The 22,387-nt window shown below is 62.1% G+C and carries 24 protein-coding genes; 17 read left to right on the forward strand and 7 right to left on the reverse strand.

Annotated features, from left to right (window positions below; all coding sequences use genetic code 11):
- Positions 1-14: 14 nt before the first annotated feature.
- Complete coding sequence (locus tag LJF34_RS04985) at positions 15-890, reverse strand: mechanosensitive ion channel family protein (protein ID WP_231183674.1); 876 nt, start codon at positions 888-890, stop codon at positions 15-17.
- Entirely contained in the window at positions 890-1,135 is a 246-nt protein-coding gene (locus LJF34_RS04990; protein WP_231183676.1) for a YhbY family RNA-binding protein, read from the reverse strand. The genes LJF34_RS04985 and LJF34_RS04990 overlap by 1 nt, the downstream gene beginning before the upstream one ends.
- A gap of 134 nt (positions 1,136-1,269) precedes the next feature.
- On the opposite strand from LJF34_RS04990, the gene LJF34_RS04995 reads away from it, so the two are divergent.
- On the forward strand, positions 1,270-2,433 hold the full coding sequence (locus LJF34_RS04995) for an NAD(P)/FAD-dependent oxidoreductase (protein ID WP_231183678.1): 1,164 nt from the start codon (positions 1,270-1,272) through the stop codon (positions 2,431-2,433).
- Between the two features lie 82 nt (positions 2,434-2,515).
- On the opposite strand, the gene LJF34_RS05000 is transcribed toward LJF34_RS04995, so the two are convergent.
- Positions 2,516-3,247: a fumarylacetoacetate hydrolase family protein gene (locus tag LJF34_RS05000; RefSeq protein WP_231183679.1), complete on the reverse strand. Its 732-nt coding sequence runs from the start codon at positions 3,245-3,247 to the stop codon at positions 2,516-2,518.
- 105 nt (positions 3,248-3,352) lie between these two features.
- Here LJF34_RS05000 and LJF34_RS05005 point away from each other — a divergent pair, with 105 nt between their 5' ends.
- The 4 genes from LJF34_RS05005 to LJF34_RS05020 all read left to right on the forward strand — a co-directional run bounded on the left by LJF34_RS05005 (position 3,353) and on the right by LJF34_RS05020 (position 5,959).
- The gene (locus LJF34_RS05005) at positions 3,353-4,078 is read left to right on the forward strand and encodes a metal-dependent hydrolase (RefSeq protein ID WP_231183680.1); all 726 of its coding nucleotides are present in this window, start codon (positions 3,353-3,355) and stop codon (positions 4,076-4,078) included.
- A gap of 984 nt (positions 4,079-5,062) precedes the next feature.
- Positions 5,063-5,455 (forward strand): OsmC family protein, encoded by a 393-nt coding sequence (locus LJF34_RS05010; RefSeq protein WP_231183681.1) that lies wholly within the window; start codon positions 5,063-5,065, stop codon positions 5,453-5,455.
- A gap of 58 nt (positions 5,456-5,513) precedes the next feature.
- Positions 5,514-5,690 (forward strand): HVO_2753 family zinc finger protein, encoded by a 177-nt coding sequence (locus LJF34_RS05015; protein ID WP_007978781.1) that lies wholly within the window; start codon positions 5,514-5,516, stop codon positions 5,688-5,690.
- A 2-nt stretch (positions 5,691-5,692) separates the two neighbouring features.
- Positions 5,693-5,959 carry an elongation factor 1-beta gene (locus tag LJF34_RS05020; protein ID WP_231183682.1) on the forward strand — a complete coding sequence of 89 codons (267 nt, stop codon included), beginning with the start codon at positions 5,693-5,695 and terminating at the stop codon, positions 5,957-5,959.
- A gap of 27 nt (positions 5,960-5,986) precedes the next feature.
- Here LJF34_RS05020 and LJF34_RS05025 read toward each other — a convergent pair whose 3' ends face one another.
- Positions 5,987-6,649: an MBL fold metallo-hydrolase gene (locus LJF34_RS05025; RefSeq protein ID WP_231183683.1), complete on the reverse strand. Its 663-nt coding sequence runs from the start codon at positions 6,647-6,649 to the stop codon at positions 5,987-5,989.
- A gap of 76 nt (positions 6,650-6,725) precedes the next feature.
- Positions 6,726-7,892 carry a cystathionine gamma-synthase gene (locus LJF34_RS05030; RefSeq protein ID WP_231183684.1) on the reverse strand — a complete coding sequence of 389 codons (1,167 nt, stop codon included), beginning with the start codon at positions 7,890-7,892 and terminating at the stop codon, positions 6,726-6,728.
- Between the two features lie 230 nt (positions 7,893-8,122).
- Between LJF34_RS05030 and LJF34_RS05035 the strand changes: the two genes are divergently transcribed.
- The 8 genes from LJF34_RS05035 (at position 8,123) to LJF34_RS05070 (ending at position 14,341) form a co-directional block, all read left to right on the forward strand.
- Positions 8,123-8,413, forward strand: a complete 291-nt coding sequence (locus LJF34_RS05035; RefSeq protein ID WP_231183685.1) for a 50S ribosomal protein L21e — start codon at positions 8,123-8,125, stop codon at positions 8,411-8,413.
- A gap of 3 nt (positions 8,414-8,416) precedes the next feature.
- Positions 8,417-8,773: an RNA polymerase Rpb4 family protein gene (locus LJF34_RS05040; RefSeq protein WP_231183686.1), complete on the forward strand. Its 357-nt coding sequence runs from the start codon at positions 8,417-8,419 to the stop codon at positions 8,771-8,773.
- Positions 8,774-8,816: 43 nt separating this feature from the next.
- Positions 8,817-9,389 (forward strand): DUF655 domain-containing protein, encoded by a 573-nt coding sequence (locus LJF34_RS05045; RefSeq protein WP_231183688.1) that lies wholly within the window; start codon positions 8,817-8,819, stop codon positions 9,387-9,389.
- Between the two features lie 113 nt (positions 9,390-9,502).
- Positions 9,503-10,387 (forward strand): 16S ribosomal RNA methyltransferase A, encoded by an 885-nt coding sequence (locus LJF34_RS05050; RefSeq protein WP_231183690.1) that lies wholly within the window; start codon positions 9,503-9,505, stop codon positions 10,385-10,387.
- Positions 10,387-11,586, forward strand: coding sequence for a mechanosensitive ion channel family protein (locus tag LJF34_RS05055; protein ID WP_231183692.1), 1,200 nt, complete (start codon positions 10,387-10,389; stop codon positions 11,584-11,586). Before LJF34_RS05050 ends, LJF34_RS05055 begins: the two co-directional genes overlap by 1 nt.
- Positions 11,583-12,158, forward strand: coding sequence for a HemK2/MTQ2 family protein methyltransferase (locus LJF34_RS05060; protein ID WP_231183694.1), 576 nt, complete (start codon positions 11,583-11,585; stop codon positions 12,156-12,158). The genes LJF34_RS05055 and LJF34_RS05060 overlap by 4 nt, the downstream gene beginning before the upstream one ends.
- 63 nt (positions 12,159-12,221) lie before the next feature.
- The gene (locus LJF34_RS05065; protein WP_231183695.1) at positions 12,222-13,217 is read left to right on the forward strand and encodes a 5-methyltetrahydropteroyltriglutamate--homocysteine methyltransferase; all 996 of its coding nucleotides are present in this window, start codon (positions 12,222-12,224) and stop codon (positions 13,215-13,217) included.
- Positions 13,214-14,341 carry a methionine synthase gene (locus LJF34_RS05070; protein ID WP_231183696.1) on the forward strand — a complete coding sequence of 376 codons (1,128 nt, stop codon included), beginning with the start codon at positions 13,214-13,216 and terminating at the stop codon, positions 14,339-14,341. The genes LJF34_RS05065 and LJF34_RS05070 overlap by 4 nt, the downstream gene beginning before the upstream one ends.
- 98 nt (positions 14,342-14,439) lie before the next feature.
- Here LJF34_RS05070 and LJF34_RS05075 read toward each other — a convergent pair whose 3' ends face one another.
- Entirely contained in the window at positions 14,440-16,755 is a 2,316-nt protein-coding gene (locus LJF34_RS05075) for an immune inhibitor A domain-containing protein (RefSeq protein ID WP_231183697.1), read from the reverse strand.
- 484 nt (positions 16,756-17,239) lie between these two features.
- Between LJF34_RS05075 and LJF34_RS05080 the strand changes: the two genes are divergently transcribed.
- From LJF34_RS05080 to LJF34_RS05090, 3 genes are all read left to right on the forward strand, one after another.
- A complete protein-coding gene (locus LJF34_RS05080) occupies positions 17,240-18,586 on the forward strand; it encodes a ribonuclease J (RefSeq protein WP_231183698.1) in 1,347 nt (448 codons plus the stop codon).
- Between the two features lies 1 nt (position 18,587).
- A complete protein-coding gene (locus LJF34_RS05085) occupies positions 18,588-19,643 on the forward strand; it encodes a polyprenyl synthetase family protein (protein WP_231183699.1) in 1,056 nt (351 codons plus the stop codon).
- A gap of 107 nt (positions 19,644-19,750) precedes the next feature.
- The gene (locus LJF34_RS05090; protein WP_231183700.1) at positions 19,751-21,517 is read left to right on the forward strand and encodes a glutamate--tRNA ligase; all 1,767 of its coding nucleotides are present in this window, start codon (positions 19,751-19,753) and stop codon (positions 21,515-21,517) included.
- Positions 21,518-21,800: 283 nt separating this feature from the next.
- Here the strand turns inward: LJF34_RS05090 and LJF34_RS05095 are convergent, their stop codons facing one another.
- Entirely contained in the window at positions 21,801-21,956 is a 156-nt protein-coding gene (locus LJF34_RS05095; RefSeq protein ID WP_231183701.1) for a hypothetical protein, read from the reverse strand.
- Between the two features lie 128 nt (positions 21,957-22,084).
- On the opposite strand from LJF34_RS05095, the gene LJF34_RS05100 reads away from it, so the two are divergent.
- On the forward strand, positions 22,085-22,369 hold the full coding sequence (locus LJF34_RS05100) for a HalOD1 output domain-containing protein (RefSeq protein WP_231183702.1): 285 nt from the start codon (positions 22,085-22,087) through the stop codon (positions 22,367-22,369).
- The last annotated feature ends 18 nt before the right edge of the window (positions 22,370-22,387 follow it).

Below are 22,387 nucleotides of genomic sequence, written 5' to 3' on the forward strand. Positions count from 1 at the left end.
CCGTAAATCAGGTGTTAGTCATTCGTCAAGACCGCCATTTCGGACGGGTTCGAAATCTCGATGCCGCCCGCGAGGTTTCGATAGGGGTACGGAATGTCGATGCCTTCCGCGTCGAAGCGCTCCTTGACCGCGGTGACGTACTCGCCGCGCGTCTTCACGAAGTCGCCGCGCGCCGGGTCGGCTATCCAGAAGCGGGATTTGAGGCCGACCGAGGAGTCGCCGAGTTCGGTGAGTCGAACCGACGGTTCGGGGACGTCGAGGATCTCCGCGTGCTTTTCGGCCTCCTCGATGATGATTTCGGTCGCCCGGTGGATGTCGTCGTCGTAGCCGATGCCGAAGAGGAACTGGATGCGGAGTTTGTCCTTGGCGACGGGGTTCTTGATGACGTCGTCGGTCAGCACCGAGTTCGGCACGGTCAACATCTCGTTGTCGAAGGTTCGAACGCGGGTCACGCGGAGGTCGATGTCCTCCACGATGCCGGAGTAACTGCCGCCGTCCCACTCTATCCAGTCGCCGATTTTGAACGGCTTGTCGGTGAAGATGAACACCCCGGCGACGAAGTTGGCGAGGAGGTCTTGTAGTGCGAAACCGATGGCCAGCGTTGCTGCAGCAGCGACGGTGGCGAAGGCGGTTAAGAAGTTCCCGAGTTCGGCAAACCCGAACGCGAGTGCGACTGCCACGAATAGGACGACCAACTGAGTTATCTTCGTAAGTGGTTTCTTGACGCTATCATCATATCCACGCCTGTCGAGTAGGCGTTTCATCATCGGAATGACGATTACCCTTCCGAGCAGGTAGAGTATGATAAACGAGACGACGAAATAAACCGCCTGTGTCACGACTTCCGCGTTATCGCCGAAGATACCACTAAGTCCGGGAAGCGGTTCCATCAGTGATACACCGCCGTGTTTCCGCGTGTTTCTACCAGTTGTGCGTTCACCTCGTTGGCCAGTTCCTCCGCGAGTTCGTCCGTCGAGGTGCCGCCGCGGGCCGCCCGCAGGAACTTCACCTTGACGAGTTTCTCGTTTTGCAGTTGGTTCTTTAGCTCCTCGGTGACGGCACCGATGCCGCTTTTGCCGACCCACACGGTTACGTCGAGGTCGTGTGCCTCCTTTCGCAACTCCTGATTACTCATAAGTAGCGGATAGTTTGGCCCTATCGCCTTTAAAGCTTGCAACCAACACGTCCGGGTTTATCGAGAGAGACAATATCTCACACCCGCTTGCGGGTTTCAACACCTTTGTATCGAATGAATCCAGATGGTCGGGTATGACTACGAAGGTCGTCGTGCTCGGTGCTGGCTACGCTGGTGCTGGCGCGATACAGCAACTCGAAGATGAACTCGACGACGCCGACATCACGTGGGTGTCGGACAAGGACTACCATCTGGTCCTGCACGAGTCCCACCGCGTCATCCGCGACCCGCGAGCGCAGGACAAGGTCACGATTCCGATTCACGAGATCAAAGCCCCGAGCACGCGATTCGTTCAGGACACCGTGACGGGCATCGACACCGACGACCGAACGGTCGAACTCGAAGACGGTGCCGACCTCGACTACGACTATCTCGTCGTCGGACTCGGCAGCAAGACGGCCTACTACGGCATCCCCGGCATGGCGGAAAACGCCCTCACGCTGAAGAGTCTGGACGACGCGCTCGAAATCCACGAGCAGGTCAAGGAGGCCGCGAAGACCGCCTCCCGAAACGACCCCGCGAAAATCGTCATCGGCGGCGCTGGTCTGTCCGGTATCCAGAGCGCCGGTGAAATCGCGGAGTACCGCGACAAGCACCGCGCACCCATCGACATCTACCTCGTCGAGGCGCTCGACGAGATCATGCCCGGCATGGATCCCGAACTGCAGGGGACGGTCAAGAAGTACGTCCTCGAAAAGGACATCAACATCCTGACCGGCGACCCGATTACGGAAGCGACCGAGGACGAAATCCAGTTCGACGAGGGCGAACCCCTCGACTACGACGTGTTCGTCTGGACGGGCGGCGTGACGGGCCGCGACGCCATGGACGACTGCGGACTCGACAACCAGCACAATCGCGTCACCGCCGAATCCGACTTCCAGACCAGCGACGACCGCGTGTTCGCCATCGGCGACTGTGCCATCATCGACCAAGGCGAGAACCCGGCACCGCCCACCGCACAGGCCGCGTGGCAGGCCGCCGAAGTCGTCGGCGAGAACGTCGCCCGCTCCATCTACGGCCAACCGCTCAAAACGTGGACCTTCGACGACAAGGGGACCGTCATCTCTATCGGCGACGAGGCCGTCGCTCACGGCGTCAAAGTCGCCGGCATGGACTTCCCCATCAGCACCTTCAACTCCCGTGCGGCGGAGACGCTGAAGAAGATGATTGCGGCACGCTGGATCGCCGACATCTCGTCGTACAACCGCGCCGTTAAGGCGTGGAGCGTCCTCTAAGCGCGACCGTCGTTCCGAAAATTCGTCTCACATCTACCGTTCCCGCTTCTATTGGTTTCCTGCTCCTACGAGTCCCCCGCTTCTACGGGATCCGAACGTCGTGTGCGAGCGTTCCGACTCCCTCGATTTCGACCTCGACCGAATCGCCGTCTTCGAGCGGTCCGACCCCCGACGGCGTGCCGGTGATGACGACGTCGCCGGGTTCGAGCGTGAGGTAGGTCGTGATTTCCGCGATGAGTTCCGGGATGGAGAAGATGAACAGGTCGCGCGAGGACTCCTGTCGAACCTCGCCGTTGACGCGGAGTCGGACGCTGGCGTCGTCCGGCACTTCGTCGGGCGTCGCCACGACCGGCCCCAGCGGGCAGGAGTTGTCGAACGCCTTGCCGCGGACCCAGTTCTGCTCCAAATCCTGATCGTCGCGGTTCGAGATGTCGTCGGCACACGTGAAGCCTGCGACGACGTCCATCGCGTCTTCCTCGGCGACGTGGCGACACTGTTCGCCGATGACGACCCCGAGTTCGGCCTCGTGATCGATTCGCTCCTTTCCGGCGGGAAGCGTGATCGTATCGCCGTGGGACGCGACGGCGTTCGGCGGCTTGAGGAACAGGAGCGGGCGCTCGGGGACGTCCTCGTTTCGCTCGGCCGCGTGTTCCGCGTAGTTTCGGCCCACGCAGACGATTTTCGTCGGTTCCGTCGGCGCGAGGATATCGACCTCCTCGGGGTCGTAGCTGTCGTCCGCAAATAGAAGTTCGCCGTCGTGCCATTCGCCGGTTCGGACCGACCCTGCCGGATCACGGAATCTAACTCGATGCATACGCTGGGTGTCGTATTCCCGCGCCTAAACCGTTCGGACTCCGGTAACACCCCACTCGTCGTCAACATCCTTTAAGGCCGTTTGCGCCCTATCGGAACCCACACTATGGAGCTTACTTGGTACGGACACTCGACATGGCACGTCACCCTCGACGACACTGAACTCCTCATCGACCCCTTCTTCGACAACCCGAAGACGGACACGGACCCGGAGGAGTTGGATCCGGATTACGTCCTGCTCACGCACGGGCACGCCGACCACATCGCGGACTCGGACCGTTTCCGCGACGCACACTTCATCGCCACGCCGGAGGTCATCGGCTACGTGACGGACGAGTACGGCATCGAGGACGGCACCGGGATGAACATGGGCGGGACCTTCGAGGCCGAGGACGCCTACGTCACGATGGTCCGCGCGGACCACACCAACGGCCTCGACACGGGTTACGGTGCCTCTGGCGGAATGCCCGCCGGTTTCGTCATCAGCGACACGAAACCCACCCAAGTCTCCGACGAGGAGAGCGAGACGTTCTACCACGCGGGCGACACCTCGTTGATGACCGAGATGCGCGACGTCATCGGCCCGTTCCTCGAACCCGACGCCGTCGCGATTCCCATCGGCGACCATTACACCATGGGACCGTGGCAGGCCGCCATCGCGGTCGATTGGCTGGACGCCGACTACGCGTTCCCGATGCACTACGACACGTTCCCGCCAATCGAGCAGGACCCCGAGGACTTCGTGCGCGAGGTGGACGCTACCGGCAACGACGCCGAGGTCCACGTCCTGGAGGGCGGCGAGACGTTCGACCTCTCCGACCAACTCTGGTAACGGGAATCGAACGCAGACGGGACAGTTTTTCGTTTTCTTCGGCGAGTTCGAGTGCGTTGGTCGCTACGATTCGATTTCGACGGAAGAGAGGTGTGTCTCGGAGAGTACCAGTTTTCGAAAGCCCCCACCCGCTCGCTACGAAGTGACTTTGATTGTTTTGCGATTGCAGTTACAGGGGAGCAGGCGGCCCCTTTCAATCCACCCACCCAACCGCACCGCGTGCTCGCGGCTACACCGCTCGCTTTCGAGGTTTCGAAGAAACCTCGCACGCCACGTCCTTCCCAACCGATTCCCTCGGTCGTTTCACTTTCTCGGTCATCCATTGGAAGACGTTTCTGCTCACTTCGTTGCGCAGACATGCGACTTCCATGCCATTCGTTCACTCCGGAAGACGCTCTGCGTCTTCCGTGCCCTCGTTCGTTGCACTCACGAGGATTCCGTTCACGAAGACCTCGCGCGATATCAACGGAGACGACTCGGACGAGATGTCCTCGTCGCCCCGCCAGCACGCGCCACCTCAGAAGTCAGTGGTACGCGATACCGACCAACCGCTATGGGCGCGTGCACCAGCAACCAGAGGATTTCACATCCGAGGGTTGCTGGCAAGCGCGAGGGACGACTGAGCGCATGCGAAGGAGTCGGTTGGGGAGGATGTGGCCGTCGCGGTGCGGTGCCGTAGCGGTTTCACTGACGTCTGTACTTGCAGTCACAGCAATATCAACGAGTCAGCGGGGGCTTTCGAGGACGTCTTCTCGCCGTTGCTGAAATCCCAAGACTCCAAAACACGTCCGTTCGAAGCAGGGCCTTCGGGTCTGCGTCTCCGTAACTACCGTAGCAGAACGACCAAACGTAGCTCGTGATAAATATCGATAATTCCGACCAACTCCTCGCGATGACTATCTTCCACGGTTCTACACGTTCACTCCGACAATCCCGACCGGAAGAACAAACCTTAGGAGTGTCGCGGATAAGGAGACAACTGCAATGCCAGAAGTCACTACCACGTCGGAAGAGGGATACAGCGCAGAGAACGACATTCGCGACTTCTCCGTCACCATCGACGCGACGGGCGAGGACGCCCCGGACACGCTCGAAACACTGCTGGCCGCGTACGGTTCGTGCTACGTTCCCGCCCTTCGCGTGGGTGGCGAACAGCGCGGCGCTGGCGACCTCGGCACGATCGAAATCGACGTGACCGGCGACCTGAACGACGACGACAAACTCGAAGCCGTCGCGTTCGACATCAAGTGGGAGACCGAGACGGACGACGAGACGGCACAGGACGTCATCGACCGCGCCTTCGAACTCTGCAAGGTTCACGACGCGGTGAAGGCGGACCTGCACGCCGACACGACCGTCGAGACGGGCGCGTTCTAACGCCCTCCTCGAACCCCGAAAGGGAAGCGTTAAAAGTCGCGCGGCGGAACGTGGGTGTATGAGTCAGACCCAAAAACAAGCGCGAAAATGCGTCTCGTGCGGGATCAATATCTCCGGCACGAACGCCGCGTCGTTCAAGTGCCCCGACTGTGGGCAGACCATCTACCGCTGTGCGAAGTGCCGAAAACAGAGCAACCTCTACGAGTGCCCCGACTGTGGGTTCCTCGGACCGTAATCATGGGAAAAGTAGCAGCCAAAGTCAAAGTGATGCCGCAGAGCCCGGAAATCGACTTGGACGACCTCCAAGAGAAACTCGAAGATTCGCTCCCCGAGGGTGCGAAAATCAACGGCTTCGAACGCGACGACGTCGCGTTCGGTCTCGTCGCGCTCCTGCCGACGGTCATCGTCCCCGACGATGCCGGTGGCACGGAAGCCGTCGAGGAATCGTTCTCGAACGTCGACGGCGTCGAGAGCGTCGAAGTGCAGAACGTCGGTCGGATATAACTCCGCGGTTTCGTTTTCGGTCCGCGCTTACTCCGTGAGCGACTGGTACGTCGCCCCGACGTCGGCGTCCTCGACGAACCCACCGTGATAGCAGAGGACGTGACTCGTGTCGAAGGCGGCGAGTTTGCCGACGGAATCGACCGCTCGTTCCATCTCGGGCGTGAACTCCTCGTTCGGGCCGACGAGTCCGTCCTCGTCGGCGACGGTGGCGTCGGCGGCGATGAGGAGGTCCGCTTCGGGCAACACGACCGAGAGGTGACCGGGCGTGTGACCCGGCGTTTCGACGATACGCATCGGTCCGGCCTCGGTTCGGAAGGTGACGCCGTCGACCACCTGCACGTCGACCGGAACAGGCGGGTAGCGGTTCGACTTGACGAGTTCCTCGTCGCCCTCGATGGCGGGCGTGTCGCCCGTCGAAGCGACGACGGTGGCGTCGGTTCGGGAGAGGAGGTCCTCGGCCCCGCCCGCGTGGTCGCCGTCCTGATGGGTCAGAAGCAGCGTCTCCACGTCGTCCAACGTGAAGTCGTGTTCGGCGAGTGCGTCGGCCAAGTCGTCCATTTGGCCGGAAAAACCGGCGTCGAGGAGAATCAGTCCGTCCTCGGTTTCGACGCCCGAGGGGTTGATGACGGCTTCATGGTCGCCGCGCTCGAAGGTCAGTGGAAACGCGTACACGTGGTCGCTTAGTTCCATACGCGAACGTATGGGTTTCAACGAGGTGTACTATTCGGCTCCGGCACTCGGTTCCGGGAGTTGGACCCGTCTCGGTTCAGTGCAGCGCGGCGTCGAACGCCTGCTGGAGGTCCGCTTTCAGGTCGTCCACGTGTTCGATGCCGATGCTGGCGCGGATGAGGCCGTCGGTGAGTCCCGCCGCCAAGCGCTCTTCCTTCGGAATCGCGGCGTGGGTCATCGTCGCGGGTTGTTCGATGAGCGACTCGACGCCGCCGAGGCTTTCCGCGAGGGTGAACACCTCCGTCTCGCTCACCACGTCGGCGGCCTCTTCGAGCGTGGCGTCGAGTTCGAAGCTGACCATGCCGCCGAAGTCGGTCATCTGCTCGGCCGCGAGTTCGTGGTTCGGATGCGATTCCAAACCGGGATAGTAGACGGTGTCCACCGCGTCGTGGTCGTCCAACCACGCCGCGATGTCGCGGGCGTTGTCGCAGTGGCGGTCCATCCGCACGCCGAGGGTCTTCGTCCCGCGCAGGACGAGGAAACTGTCGTGCGGGCCGGGGGTCGCGCCGACGCTGTTCTGGTAGAACCCGATTCGCTCGTCCAAGTCGGCGTCGTCCGTGACCAGCGCGCCGCCGACCACGTCCGAGTGACCGCCGAGGTACTTCGTCAGGGAGTGGGACACGATGTCCGCGCCGAGTTCGAGCGGACGCTGGAGGTACGGCGTTGCGAAGGTGTTGTCCACCGCACACAGCGCATCCGCTTCCGCCGCGATATCGACCATCGCGGCGATGTCCACGATGTTGAGGAGCGGGTTCGTCGGCGTCTCGACCCACAGCAGTTCGGTGTTCTCGCGCACCGCGTCGGACACCTCGCTCGGGTCGGTCATGTCCACGAAGGAGAACTCGATATCGTAGTCGGCGTACACCTGCGTGAAGATTCGGTGGGTGCCGCCGTACACGTCCTCGCTGGCGATGACGTGGTCGCCCGAAGAGAGCAGGTTGAGGACGGTGTTGATGGACCCCATTCCGCTGGAGAAGACGCGGCCGTACTCGCCCCCTTCGAGGCTGGCGAGGTTCGCTTCGAGGTCGGTTCGCGTCGGGTTGCCCGTGCGGGAGTACTCGTAGCCGCGGTGGTCGCCCGGCCCGTCCTGCACGTACGTCGAGTTGGCGTAGATCGGCGTCATCAGCGCGCCCGTCTCCTCGTCGGGTTCCTGTCCGGCGTGGATGGAACGCGTTTCGAACTCGAAATCGTCGCTGTCGGTCATGCGCGAGGGAACGAACCCGAGGAGGGTTATCCTTTCGTCTCGCGGTCGGAACGAAGAGGCACGTAGGGGCGACGTGGCGGACGGGGTCCACCAGCGGTGGTGGCGCGATTTGCCTCCCTGCGACGTGGCGTTTCGGCCGGATCCGTGCGAAACCGACCCGCGGCGGTGAACGCTCGGCGATGAGGAACGTATCTTTTATAACCGTCACTGAACAAGAGCGTCATACGACTATGCCGAGCTCGAACGGACCGTACAACACCACCCGAGAGAAACTGTCGAACAATCCCCGCGACCGTGGCACCTCGCCACCACAGCGTGCAGTCCAGCAGTACGAGAACGGACAGAAAGTCCACCTCAAAATCGACCCGAGCGTCCGCAAAGGTCGCTTCCACCCGCGATTCAACGGTCGAACGGGTGAGGTCGTCGGTCAGCAGGGCAAAGCGTACAAAGTCATCATCAACGACGGCGGCAAGGAAAAGACGCTCATCACCCAGCCCGCACACCTCCGCGCACAGAAGTAAGTCATGACCATCTTCAAGGAAAAGCTCGACGAGGAGTATCTCACGACGCCGGAGGCGAAGGAACTCCTCGCGGACATCGAACGCGAACGTGCGCTCGACGAGGACCGCGAGATGCCCTACAACCTCTCCCGTGCCATCGAGCACGTCAACCGATTCGCCGTCCTCGATGCCGAGGAGTCGCGCGAACTGGTCGAGGAACTGCTCGAACTCGAAAAAGTAAACGGCGCGACGGCGTACAAAATTGCCGACCTCCTGCCGCAGGACCGCGACGAACTGCGGGCGATTTACGCTCAGGAGCGGTTTACCCTCTCGGGCGACGAGTTGGACGAGATACTGAACGTCGTGGCGAAGTACGAGTAACTTCACCGATTCTTTAAGTTGCTCGTCGCCGTATTTGGTTGCAATGAGTGAATCCGAGACTGACAGCGAAGCGTCGGCTGTTGTACTCGACTTCCTGCCGAACGGTCGTGCGGAGGACGACCGTCCCCAGTACCAGAAGGAACCGCTCGCGTACGTCTTGACGGAATCCGATTTCCATCTGCTCGAACTCACGCTCGAACAGGAAGCGAGCGTCGGTATCGGCGACAGCATTCCCATCGAACCGCCCGCCGCCCGCGAGAACGTGACCAACGTTCGAGAAGTCGCATATAGCGACCTCACGTCCGCGGCGCAGTCGGAACTCGAACACGCCGTCACGGACGTCGTGAACCGTCACGAGCGCCGATTCGTCGACTTCTACAACGACGCCCAACCGATAACCCTCCGACTCCACCAGTTGAACCTCCTTCCCGGCATCGGGAAGAAACTGCGCAATCACGTCCTCGAAACGCGAAAGCGAAAGCCGTTCGAGAGCTTCGACGACCTCGAAGACCGCGTTTCGGGGCTTCACAACCCGAAGGACGTGCTCGTGGACCGAATCCTCGAAGAGATACGCGAGGACGATTTGAAGTATCGGACGTTCGTTCGCTACGACTGACGCGAGCGCTCGGTCGTTTTCGCTCGCTTTCCGTTTCCACCCGAAGAGCGCCGACTAACGTCGGTCGGAACTCGGTGGGTTTACGCCGCTCGCACCGATAGAGGGGGGCAACGATGGAACGCTCGCCACCCGAGGAACCCGGTACGAGGGACCCCGACGCGCTGATTCGCCGTGCGGGCGCACGGGCCGACCCGAACCGCGACCAGCACTTCCTCGTGGACGACCGCGTCGTGGATAGAATACCGACGTACGCCGACGGCTGGGACCTCGAACACGTCCTCGAAATCGGCGGCGGCCCGGGTGTTCTGACCGACCGCTTGCTCGCGGCAGCGGACCGCGTGACGGTCATCGAACGCGACCCGACGTTCGCGGAGTTCATCCGACGGGAGTTTCGAGCGGAGTGCGACGCGGGTCGCCTGACGGTCGTCGAGGGCGACGCGCTGTCGGTCGAACTTCCCGACTTCTCGGCCTGCATTGCCAACCTTCCATATGGGATTTCGAGCGAAATCGCGTTTCGACTCCTCCCGCTCGGAAAACCGATGCTACTCATGTTCCAAAAGGAGTTCGCCGAACGTATGGCCGCGGAGGCGGGAAGCGACGACTACGGCCGACTCTCCGTGACGGCACAACACTACGCCGACGTGAGCGTCGTGGAGACGGTTCCGCGCGAGGCGTTCGCGCCGCAACCCGAGGTCGAGAGCGCGATCGTGCGAACGATTCCCCGAGACCCGGAGTACGAGGTGGACGACGAGGAATTCTTCCTCGACTTCGTGAAAGCGGTGTTCACCCAGCGTCGGAAGACGATTCGAAACGGGATTCGGAACACGGCCCACATCTCGGGACTGGACGACCCGGACGCCGTCGTCGATGCGCTCGAATCGCCCGATGACGACGCGCTGGACGAGGACATCCTCCGAAAGCGCGCCGGGAAGGTTTCGCCCGTGGAGTTCGCCGCGATGGCACGGGTCGCAGACCAGTTCGGACGGGGTGGTGGTTGATGGCAGGGAACCTGATCAGTTGGTTCGACGACTTCATCTGGATCGATATCCGCGTCTTCATCACCGCGTTCGTCCTGATCGCCCTACTTGCCGGATTCGCCGTTGCGTGGCGCGGACGGCAGAAGTTACAGGAAACGATGCCGAACGCGTTGGTAAACGTCATCGTGGCCGGGGCGTTCGGGATTTTCGTCGTGTTGGCGGCGATAACGTTGTTGTTCCTCTGGGAGGTCGTCAACTCGGCCCTGTTGGTCCTCAGCGAAACCAACATATCACAATACATAAACAGCGAAAACGCCGTTAAGATCTCTTTCTCGGTCGCCATCCTCTCCATCGGCTACGTCGTCTCGGGCATCACACAGGAAGGAATCGACCGACTCTCACGGCGACGGGAGACGCTTTCTCGGCACCAAGCGCAGGTGCTCTACCGTCTGACGCAGATCTCCGTGTACGTCGTCGCCGGGGCGACGATTCTCGGGGTCTGGGACATCGATCTCACCGGCCTCCTCGTCGGTGCGGGATTTCTCGGAATCGTGGTCGGTATGGCCGCCCGACAGACGCTCGGGTCGCTGTTGGCGGGATTCATGCTGATGTTCGCCCGCCCGTTCGAAATCGGCGACTGGGTGATAATCGAGGAGGAGGAAGGAATCGTGACGGACATCTCCATCGTCAACACGCGAATCCAGACGTTCGACGGCGAGTACGTGATGATTCCGAACGATACGGTCGGCGGGAGCACCATCGTCAACCGCAGTCGGAAGGGCCGGTTGCGGTTGGAGGTGGACGTCGGCGTCGATTACGACGCGGACGTCGAACGGGCCGCCGATTTGGCGAAGGAAGTTATGCGTGACCAAGACGACGTACTGGCCGTGCCGTCGCCCCAAGTCGTCTCGAAGGAGTTCGGCGATTCGGCCATCGTCCTCGGCCTTCGCTTCTGGATAGACAAGCCGAGCGCGCGCCGGAAGTGGCGGGCGAAGACGGCGGTCATCAACGAGGTAAAGGAAGCCTTCGACGGCGAGGGAGTCAAGATTCCGTACCCGCAGCGCGAACTCTCCGGTCGCGCGGAGACGAACGGCTTTCAGGTCGCCGGGCAACGCGAGCGAGTACGTGAGCGCAACCCGACGGCCGATGGCGGGGAAACGACCGACGACGGCGCGACCGATGGCGGTACGGTACCGAACGACGGAGGGGAGAACGAATGACGGACCTCGCGGAGCGACGTGGCACGGAGACGAAGGTGTACCAACCGGCTGAGGACTCACACCTCCTCGCCGAAACGGCGGCGGCGGAGATAGCGGGCGACGAGTTGGTCCTCGAAGTCGGAACGGGGTCGGGGTACGTCTCGGAGTACGTGGCCGAGGAAACAGGTGCCCGTGTCGTGGGGGCGGACGTGAATCCACACGCCTGCGAGCGCGCACGCGAGCGCGGCGTCGAGGCGGTGCGAGCGGACTTGGTGTCCCCGTTCCACGACGGGGCGTTCGACGCGGTGGTGTTCAATCCGCCGTATCTGCCGACCGACCCCGATGAAGAGCGGGACGATTGGATGGAGCGCGCCCTGTCCGGTGGCGAATCGGGGCGAGAGGTCATCGACCCGTTCCTCGATGCGGTCGGTCGGGTCCTCGCGCCGGACGGTCGGGTTTTCCTCCTCGTCAGCAGTCTCTCCGGCGTCGAAGAGGTCGTCTCGCGGGCGGGAGAGAACGGGTTCAGCGCCGTCGCGCTCCGCGACGAGTCGTTCCCGTTCGAGACGCTGACGATACTGAAGCTCCTCCGCTGATTATCCACGGTTATTTTCCCGAACGGAAAATATTAAACGCCGGCATATCTTAGCCCCGGGTACATGACTGAGCGAATCGCCACGACGACGGGGTTGTTCCCGCTCCCCGATTGGGCGAAAGACGACCTCTCGGACCTGAAAGGCCATCAGAAACACGACCTCATCTCGGGCGACGAGGGACCCGAGTTGACCGCGGTGTACGACGACGCTCGCTCGGAAGTCGTCGCGGTCCAGCAGGACGCCGGACTCGACCGAATCGTCGAAGGGCAACTGCGCTGGGACGACATGCTCGCCCACCCGCTGACGGTCCACGACGCCGTCGAAACGGGCGGGATCGTGCGGTACTACGACAACAACAACTTCTACCGTGACCCGGTCGTCGTGGACGAACTCGGTTTCGACGGCGACGTAGCCGGTGAACTGGAATCCGCCGCCGAACTCGCCGACGACGTACAGGCCGTCCTCCCCGGCCCGTACTCGCTCGCCGACCTCGCCACCGACGAGTACTACGGCGACGACGAGGAGTTCCTCGCCGCCGTCGCGGAGTTCCTCGCGGGGGAAGTCGACGCGTTCCCGAGCGTCGAAACCCTGTTCCTCCTCGAACCCTCGCTCGTGGTGAACCCGCCGGAGGACGGCGAGGACGCCCGCGCCAGCGAGGCCATCGACGCGGTTGCGAACGCGACGGACGCCGACGTGGTGGTTCAGCCCTACTTCGGGTCGCTCACCGAGAAGGTTCACGCACACGTCCTCGACGCCGACATCGACGCGCTCGGATACGACCTCGTGACGGACCACGAGGGTTGTCTCTCCAACATCAACGAGTTCGGGACGACTGATTCGGTGTCGCTCGGACTGGTCGACGGACAGAACACGCTGGTCGAATCGCCGGAAACCGTCGCCGAGCGGGTCGACTGGTTCGAGGAGAACACGCCGGTCAACGGGTTCGAGAAGGAGTATCTGACGACGAACACGGAACCGTTCTACCTGCCGTACAACAAGTTCGAGGAGAAAGTTGCCGTCCTCGGCGAAGCCGCGCGGTTGGAGGAGGTGCAAATATGAGTGGCGAGTCGCCACGCGACTCGAAAAACGAGCGGGGAGGAACGACCCGCGAGTCGCGAAACGATGCTCGAAACCAATTCAAGCCCGACGACCACGACAACGACCACTTCATCCTGACGACCATCGTCGGAAGTTATCCCAAGCCGAAGTGGGTGGACCGCTCGCGAGAACTCTACGAGGACCCGGACGCTGACTTCGACGAAGAGGCGTGGGAGGAGGCACAGATCGACGCGTCGCGTCTCATCACGAAGGAACACGAGCGCGCCGGATTGGACGTCGTCGTGGACGGCGAGATGCGGCGCAACGAGATGGTCGAGTACTTCGCCCACCGAATCTCGGGCTACGAGTTCAACGGTCCGGTGAAGGTGTGGGGACACAACTACTTCGACAAACCGAGCGTCGTCACGGAAGTCGAGTACGACGACACGTGGCTCGTGGACGAGTACGAGTTCACGAGCGAGGTGGCCGGACGCCCGGTCAAGGTTCCCATCACCGGCCCCTACACGCTGGCGAGTTGGAGCTTCAACGAGGCCTACGACGACGAGGAGTCGCTGGCCTACGACCTCGCGGACCTCGTGAACGAGGAGATCGAGAAACTGGTCGATTCGGGCGCGCGCTACATCCAAATCGACGAACCCGCGCTGGCGACGACCCCGGACGACCACGCCATCGTCGGCGAGTGTCTGGAACGCATCGTGGATGGAATCCCGGAGGACGTCTACCTCGGACTGCACGTCTGTTACGGCGACTACTCGCGCATCTACCCCGAGATGCTCGACTACCCGGTGGACGAGTTCGACCTCGAACTCGCCAACGGCGACTACGACCAACTCGACGTGTTCCGCGACCCCGAGTTCACCGCGAACCTCGCGCTCGGCGTCACCGACGCCCACACCGCCGAAGTCGAGAGCGTCGAGGAGATAAAGGAGAACATCCAGAAAGGTCTGGAAATCGTCCCGCCGGAACAACTGACCGTCAGCCCCGACTGCGGCCTGAAACTCCTCCCGCGCGAGGTCGCGTACGGCAAGATGGCGAACATGGTGCAGGCGGCGCGCGAAGTCGAAGCCGAACTCGACTCCGGCGAAATCGACGTCTCCGCGTCGCCCGTCTCGGCCGACGACTGACGACCGAACACCCGTTTCGAAGCCGATCCGCGGTTCGGTTTTACTCGCGTTTCCGTTCTGCCTCCTCGAAAAAAGTGTCGAGCGATGCGTTCGCGATTCTACCAGCCGTGGCCGTGGTGGCCGCCGCGGTGTCCGTGACCCCCGTGGCGTCCGTCGTGTCCGTGGTGGTCGTCGTCGCCGTGATGACCGTGACCGTGTCCTCCGTGATGGCCGTGGCCGCCGTGGTGCCCACCGTGATGACCATGACCGTGACCTCCGTGATGGCCGTGGCCGCCGTGGTGTCCGCCGTGACCGTCACGGGCGTATTCGAACTCGACGCTGACCGGGACGCGGCCCCCTTCGCCGGGGTGGGCCGCCCAGGTCGACGCGGCGATGACCTTCTCGAAGTTGCCGTTGTGGAGGAAATGGTGGAGTTCTTGTTCCTCGTCGTCGGAGAAGGTCCGCATGTCGAGTTGTTTGACTTTGGCCCTGCCGTTCTCCTTGATACCGATGAAGGTGAACTGGTACCCGATTTCGTCGCCGGTCGCCTCGCGGAGGCTCATGAACGAATCCGTCGTGTCGGTCGGGACGCTCTCGCCGCCGACCTCGACGTTACGGACGTACATTCCCGGTTGGGTGGTCGCCCAGTCCGTCGCGTAACGGAACGCGATGAGGACCTCGCCCTCCCCTTCGTACTCGGAGAGGTCGAACGACTGTTCGACCCACTCGCCGCTTGTGTTGCCGGTGTATCCCGGCGCGTTCTCCTTGATGGTCGGATGCGCGTCCGGGTTCGGCGAGTCGTCGGTTCGGTTCGATTCGAGGCTCTCCCATGTCTCGCCGCCGTCAGTCGAGACTTGCACGAAGCCGTAGTCCCAGTTCTCCTCGATGTCGTAGTACGTCTCGAACGACAGCGTCGAATCGCCGTTCGAGGGGTCGGCTTTCGTGATGGCGGACCGGTCGAGGAGGGTGCCGGACCCGGAGTACAGCACCTGTCCCTCGCCGGTGACCGGGTCGGTCGCGTTCTGCCACTGGGTGCCGATGTAGTCGGTTCCCGAGAGCGTCACGTCCGTTATCGGCCCCTTGTCAGACGTATCGACCTCCTTGTAGTTCGTCCCCCACGCACCCGCGGTGCCGACGTCGTTCGACGTGTTCAGGTTCAAGTCGAGGCCGTCGATATCGTACTCGTCCCGCACCCGGCGCTCGGACGAATCGAGCACCGCCGCGGTCGAGAAGTCCTGATACAGGTCGTAAAAGTCCGTGTTCGCGCCGGTCTCGTCGAGGGTCTTCTCGACGCCCTCGATGCCGTTCGCCTCCTCGTGTGCGAGGTTACTGATGAAGTCGGTGCCGTACCTGTCGCTCAGGTACATCTGGAAGCTGAACGCGATGCCGTAGTCCGAGAGGACGTTGATGGCCCCTTGGTCCTCCCAGTTGGTCAGGGAGTTCGATGGCATCTCCTCGTACGCTTGGACGTGACCCTCCGAGACGCCGTAGCCAGTGATGACCTCGGCGTAGTCGGACATGCCTTCGTTCACCCACGTCGTCTCGTCGCCGTCGAGGTCGTTGTGGATGAGGTGCTGATACTCGTGTGCGAGCGTTCCCTCGTAGCCGACCTCGTCGTTCGTCTCGTTGACCTCGTTCCATCCCTTGGCGTCGAGGGTGACGACGTTGCGGTCGGTGTACTGCTGGATGGTCGGCGAGTAGAACCCGGCCGTGTAGATGGGGTACGACGCGTTGTAGTAGTTCTCGTCGCGGACGTTGTCCACCAACAGGACGGTCTTCCCGCTCCCGTTTTCGGTCCGGTAGTAGTCGTCGGGGACGGCACCGATCTCCTCCAACAGACCCTCCGTTCCGTTCCGGGCGTCCGGAGTGCCGAACACGTCCGATTCGGTCTCGTACATGTTCTCCTCGAACTGCGTGCGGAGCGCTTCGGCCTGCTGCTCCGAGATGGTCGGGTCGGTCCGCGAGTCGTTCTCGGGCCACGTCAGGTCGCGGGCGACCCATATCTCGACGTGGTCGCCGAGGGACAGCAGCGTGAAGTTCTTGAAGTAGTAGCTGTCGTTGTCGGAACCGAGGTACTGTTTCGTCGTCCCGACGAGGTCCGGGTCCGTCGCGTCGTCGGACGGGTCCATGACGATGGACGAGGAGTCCTGTGCGAGGATGGAGAACCCACCGGACGCCCCACTCCCTTCGTCGGTCGTCGTGAACGACTCGGGTGCCGAGTCGAAATCGATGGGTTTGTCGAGCGATTCCTGTGACGGTTCGGCCCGCTGAGGACCGTCGCCGTTCGTGGAGTTGTTCACGCTCGTCTTCGGTTCGAAGACGGTCGGTTGAAGGCTATCGCTCGTGTTCGGTTGCGTTGCGACAGCGCCGCCGACCCAGACGGCCGACGTGGACAGTACGACTACTAAACTCAACAGCACCGCTTTTAATTTCATCCGATATTTTATGTTAACCCTAACTACATAATTATTGCCACACTTAACTAAATAATTTAGTATAATATATTACTATAATTATCGGATGTGTGTCGGAGTAGAACTTCGTCTGGAGTCCACCAACGAGTCGAAATGATACAGTCGTACCCTATCGTCCCAGGTAGTCAGTTCGCCGAACAAAGTAAATTATTCCAAATATTTTCGCTAGTTGCCAAACCTCGTACCGCGTATAGATGCCGAGAGCAACGGTGATGGGCCATGGTATTGGCTCCCGACGAACACAATCCCGGCAGTTTTTATTACCCCGGGACGTAGGCGCTAGCAGACTGGGCAACTCGCGGGTGTGCGGCACCCCGCCGCGCGCGAGTGCCAGACCGACGTGCTGTAAGACGCCGGGGTCTGACGCTCGCGGCCCCGCGAGGATTTCAGTGAGCAACGCAACCGCCACGCCGCGTGGCGTTTCAATGCTTGAGGAAAGCAAACTATGGAAATCGAAATCGCAACAATTGGCGGCTACGAAGAAGTCGGACGGCAGATGACTGCCGTGCGCGCAGGCGACGAAGTGGTCATCTTCGACATGGGACTGAACCTGTCGAAGGTGCTGCTCCACGATAACGTCGAGACAGAGAAACTCCACAGCCTCGACCTCATCGACATGGGCGCGATCCCGGACGACCGCGTCATGTCCGATCTGGAGGGCGACGTGAAGGCCATCGTCCCGACACACGGTCACTTGGACCACATCGGGGCCATCAGCAAACTGGCCCACCGGTACAACGCGCCGGTCGTCGCGTCCCCGTTCACCATCGAACTGGTGAAACAGCAGATTCAGGGCGAGGAGAAGTTCGGGGTCGAAAACGACCTCATCAAGATGGAAGCGGGCGAGACGATGCAGCTGGGCGACGAGGTCGAACTCGAGTTCGTCAACGTCACCCACTCCATCATCGACGCCATCAACCCGGTGGTTCACACCCCCGAGGGTGCCATCGTCTACGGCCTCGACAAGCGCATGGACCACACGCCGGTCCTCGGCGACCCCATCGACATGAAGCGCTTCCGCGAAATCGGACGCGAAGGCCCCGGCGTCCTCGCCTACATCGAGGACTGTACGAACGCGGGCCGCAAGGGTCGCACGCCGAGCGAATCCGTGGCTCGTCGTCACCTCAAAGACGTACTGTACAGCATGCAGGACTACGACGGCGGTATCGTGGCGACGACGTTCTCCAGCCACATCGCCCGCGTGACGAGCCTCGTCGAGTTCGCACAGGACATCGGACGGACGCCCGTCCTCCTCGGACGCTCGATGGAGAAGTACTCGGGCACCGCGGAACGCCTGAACTTCGTCGACTTCCCGGAGGAACTCGGCATGTTCGGCCACCGAAAATCCGTCGACCGGACGTTCAAACGCATCATGAAGGAGGGCAAGGAGAACTACCTCCCCATCGTGACCGGCCACCAAGGTGAGCCGCGCGCGATGCTGACGCGGATGGGTCGCGGCGAGACGCCGTACCAGTTGGACAACGGCGACAAGGTCGTCTTCTCGGCCCGCGTCATCCCGGAACCGACGAACGAAGGGCAGCGCTACCAGTCCGAGCGACTCCTGAAGATGCAGGGCGCACGGATTTATGACGACGTGCACGTTTCTGGCCACCTCCGCGAGGAAGGCCACTACGAGATGCTCGACGCGCTCCAACCGCAGAACGTCATCCCAGCTCACCAAGACATGAAGGGCTACGCGCCGTACGTGGACCTCTGTGAATCCCAGGGCTACCGCCTCGGTCGGGACCTTCACGCGACGCGAAACGGCAACCTCATCCAGCTGGTGGAGTGAAATGACTGACGCGAGTACGGAGTCACGCGAAGAACTCGTCATGGAGACGGTCGAACAGCGCCGCGAACTGGTCAACGCGGCCATCGAGGAGGAACTCCCGATCGTCGAACCGGAACGTCTCTACGAGGCGTCCCGCTACCTGCTCGACGCGGGCGGAAAGCGGCTTCGTCCGACGGTTCTCCTGCTCGTCGCGGACGCGCTCGCCGACGTCGAACCGATGTCGGAGGCGTACCGGAAGTTCCCGGCGCTCGACGGAACCGAACTGGACGTGATGGCCGCCGCGGTGAGCATCGAGGTCATACAATCCTTCACGCTCATCCACGACGACATCATGGACGACGACGACCTGCGCCGCGGCGTTCCGTCCGTTCACCGCGCCTACGACACCGAAACGGCGATTCTGGCCGGAGACACGCTCTACTCCAAGGCGTTCGAAATCATGCTGGAGACGGACGCCACGCCGGACCGCTGTGTCACCGCGCTCGACGTACTCGCATCAACCTGTACGAAAATCTGTGAGGGACAGGCGCTCGACGTCGCCTTCGAGGAGCGTCCCGACGTCCTCCCGGACGAGTATCTCGAAATGATCGAGAACAAGACGGCGGTCCTCTACGGTGCGGCGGCGAAGGTTCCGGCGGTCCTCCTCGGTGCGGACGAGGAGACGACGGAAGCGCTGTACCGATACGGTATCGACGTCGGACGGGCGTTCCAGATTCAGGACGACGTGCTCGACCTGACCGTTCCGAGCGACAAACTCGGCAAACAGCGGGGAAGCGACCTCGTGGAGAACAAACAGACCATCATCACGCTTCACGCCCGCAGTCAGGGTGTGGACGTGGATTCGCTGGTCGAAACCGACGATCTCGGCGACGTGACGGAAGCCGAAATCGATGCGGCGGTACAGCGCCTCGAAGCGGCCGGAAGCATCGACTACGCCACCGAAACGGCACAGGAACTCGTCCAACGCGGCAAGGACCATTTGAGCGTCCTGCCGGACAACGAGTCCCGCTTCCTGCTCGAACAGATAGCCGACTACCTCATCGAACGCGGCTACTGAGGTACCGTCGGTTTTTCCGAGACGAAGGTCGATGAGCGCCAGCAGTGTCGTTTCCGACCACGTGCGATTCGCGGGAGTTTTGAGACGGGCGGGAATAGAACCCCATAATGGACGACGAGTTGCGGACGCGAATCGAGACGGAGGCGGAGAAACACGCGTTGTTCAACGCGTTGAAACACGACAGCGACGCGGACGTCGGTGCCATCATGGGGTCGCTGATGGGCGAGAATCCCGACTTCCGCGAACACGGGGGCGAAGTGCCGGGTATCGCGGGGAAGGTCGTCGCGCAGGTGAACCAGTTGGACGCCGCGGGTCGCCGCGACCGACTCGAAGAACTCGACCCCGAACTCGTCGCGGAACTGGAGGCCGAGGACGAGGAAGACGACCGGGTGCTCCCCGACCTTCCGAACGCCGAGGAGTACGACGAGATTCGGATGCGCTGTGCGCCGAACCCCAACGGCCCGTGGCACATCGGGCACGGGCGGATGCCCGCCGTCATCGGGACGTACAAGGACCTCTACGACGGGGAGATGCTGGTCCGGTTCGACGACACCGACCCGGAGACGAAGCGTCCGGACATGGACGCCTACGACGCGATTCTGGAGGATATCGACTATCTCGGCTTCGAACCCGACGAGGTCATCACGGCCAGCGACCGCCTCGAAATCTACTACGACCACGCCCGCGACCTCATCGAGAAGGGCGGCGCGTACACCTGCTCCTGTTCCGGCGAGGAGTTCTCGAACCTCAAAAACGACGCGAAGCCGTGTCCACACCGCGACAAGGACGTGGAGACGACGCTTTCCGAGTTCGAGGACATGATCGACGGTGAGTATTCGTCCGGGGAGATGGTGCTCCGCGTGAAGACCGACATCGAACACAAGAACCCCGCCCTGCGCGACTGGGTGGCGTTCCGAATCATCGACACGCCCCACCCGCGGCCCGAGGCCGCAGATTACCGCTGCTGGCCCATGCTCGACTTCCAGTCCGGCGTGGACGACCACCTGACGGGCATGACGCACATCATCCGTGGCATCGACCTGCAGGACTCGGCGAAACGACAGCGGTTCGTCTACGACTACTTCGACTGGGAGTACCCCGAGACCATCCACTGGGGGCACGTGCAGGTGGACGAGTACGACGTGAAGATGTCCACCTCGACCATCAAGGAACTCATCGAGAAGGGCGAACTCGACGGCTGGGACGACCCGCGCGCCCCGACGCTCCGGAGCGTCCGCCGTCGCGGGATTCGCGGCGAAGCCATCCGCGAGGCGATGGTCGGCCTCGGCACGTCCACGAGCAACGTCGATTTGGCCATGAGCACCATCTACGCCAACAACCGCGAGTTGGTGGACGACGACGCGCCGCGTTTCTTCTTCGTCCGTAGTGGAGTGGAATACCCGCTCATCGGCGACTACCCCGAGGCGGCGGAACCGCCGGTTCACCCCGACCACGAGGACAGGGGTACGCGTCACATCCCGGCGGGCGAGGCCGTACTCATCGAAACCGACGACATTCCGGACCACGGCGAGCGCGTCTGGCTGAAGGGATTGGGCTGTTTCCAGCACACCCGCGATGCCCTCCAGTACACGGGCGACGACATCAGCGCCGTCCGCGAGGAGGGCGTGGACGTGATTCACTGGGTGCCCGCCGATGCGAACGTCCCGGTCCGCATGCGAACCATGGACGGCGACGTGGAGGGCACGGCGGAACCCGACTTCGCGGAGGCGGACGTGGACGACATCGTGCAGTTCGAACGCGTCGGGTTCGCCAGAGTCGATAGCGTGGCGCGAAGCGCCACGGAAGGTCGAGCGGAGGAACCGCGAGACAACGAATACGACGGCGAGACGCTGACCTACTTCGCCCACGAATAGGCGTCCTCCTTTCTCGTTTCTCGCATTTCCACCGTCCATACGGCCACGAGGACGGAACGAGCCAGTTCGGCGAGTGACGTCCTCAGCGGGGAAGGGCAGGTGCGGGCCTGGCGGATGAAGGGCGACTGAGGCGTCGCCGAAGGAGGGCTTCGTATTCCCTGCTGATTCCGACGGTATCGTTTCCGTCGTCACCGTCGTCAACTACGGGTGGGAAACACGAAGTCTGCGTCATCCGCCGGAGGAATCAAAGATACCGTCGGCACGCATTCGTCCCGTCCCTCCGTCACTCCCAGTCGATCCCTTCCAACGGTTCGGCGACCACGCCGTCCCGTCGTGCTAGCACTCTGGCGTGTCCGGTACAGACGACGCGGTTTTCGTTCCACGGAACGTGGAGTCTAACTGCTGCTTCGTTTTCACAACCGTCTTCTGTACACTCCATCGAGTGGAATCACGGATTGAAGCCACATGGCGGTACCGCCGGTTTTTTGGACAGATTGAAACGTGCGTTATAAATGGGTTTCAAGAATAACCCCGCGTTTCAGGGACGCCGCGCGATTGCATTATGCTATGGACGTTGCCGAGTTGGAGAACGATGCCGATTTTGTGTACGACATCGGTCCCAACGAGACAGTCACGGAAGGTGTCGTCACCGCGGCGGCGGCGGTGACGAACACGAAAACGAACGAGATGCCGCCGCTTTTCGAGACCGTCAACGCCGACGCACTCGATGAATTGTTCGCGAACAGTTGGGGTGGTCGCATGAGAGATACCGGGCGAGTTACCTTTACCTACTGTGAGTGTGAAGTGGTCGTTCTCAGCGACGGTCGCATCCTTATCGAGGCAAATCCTTGATATGGCCGCTCGTCTCAG

The sequence above is a fragment of the Haladaptatus sp. DYF46 genome, assembly GCF_021083305.1.
GTDB lineage: Archaea > Halobacteriota > Halobacteria > Halobacteriales > Haladaptataceae > Haladaptatus.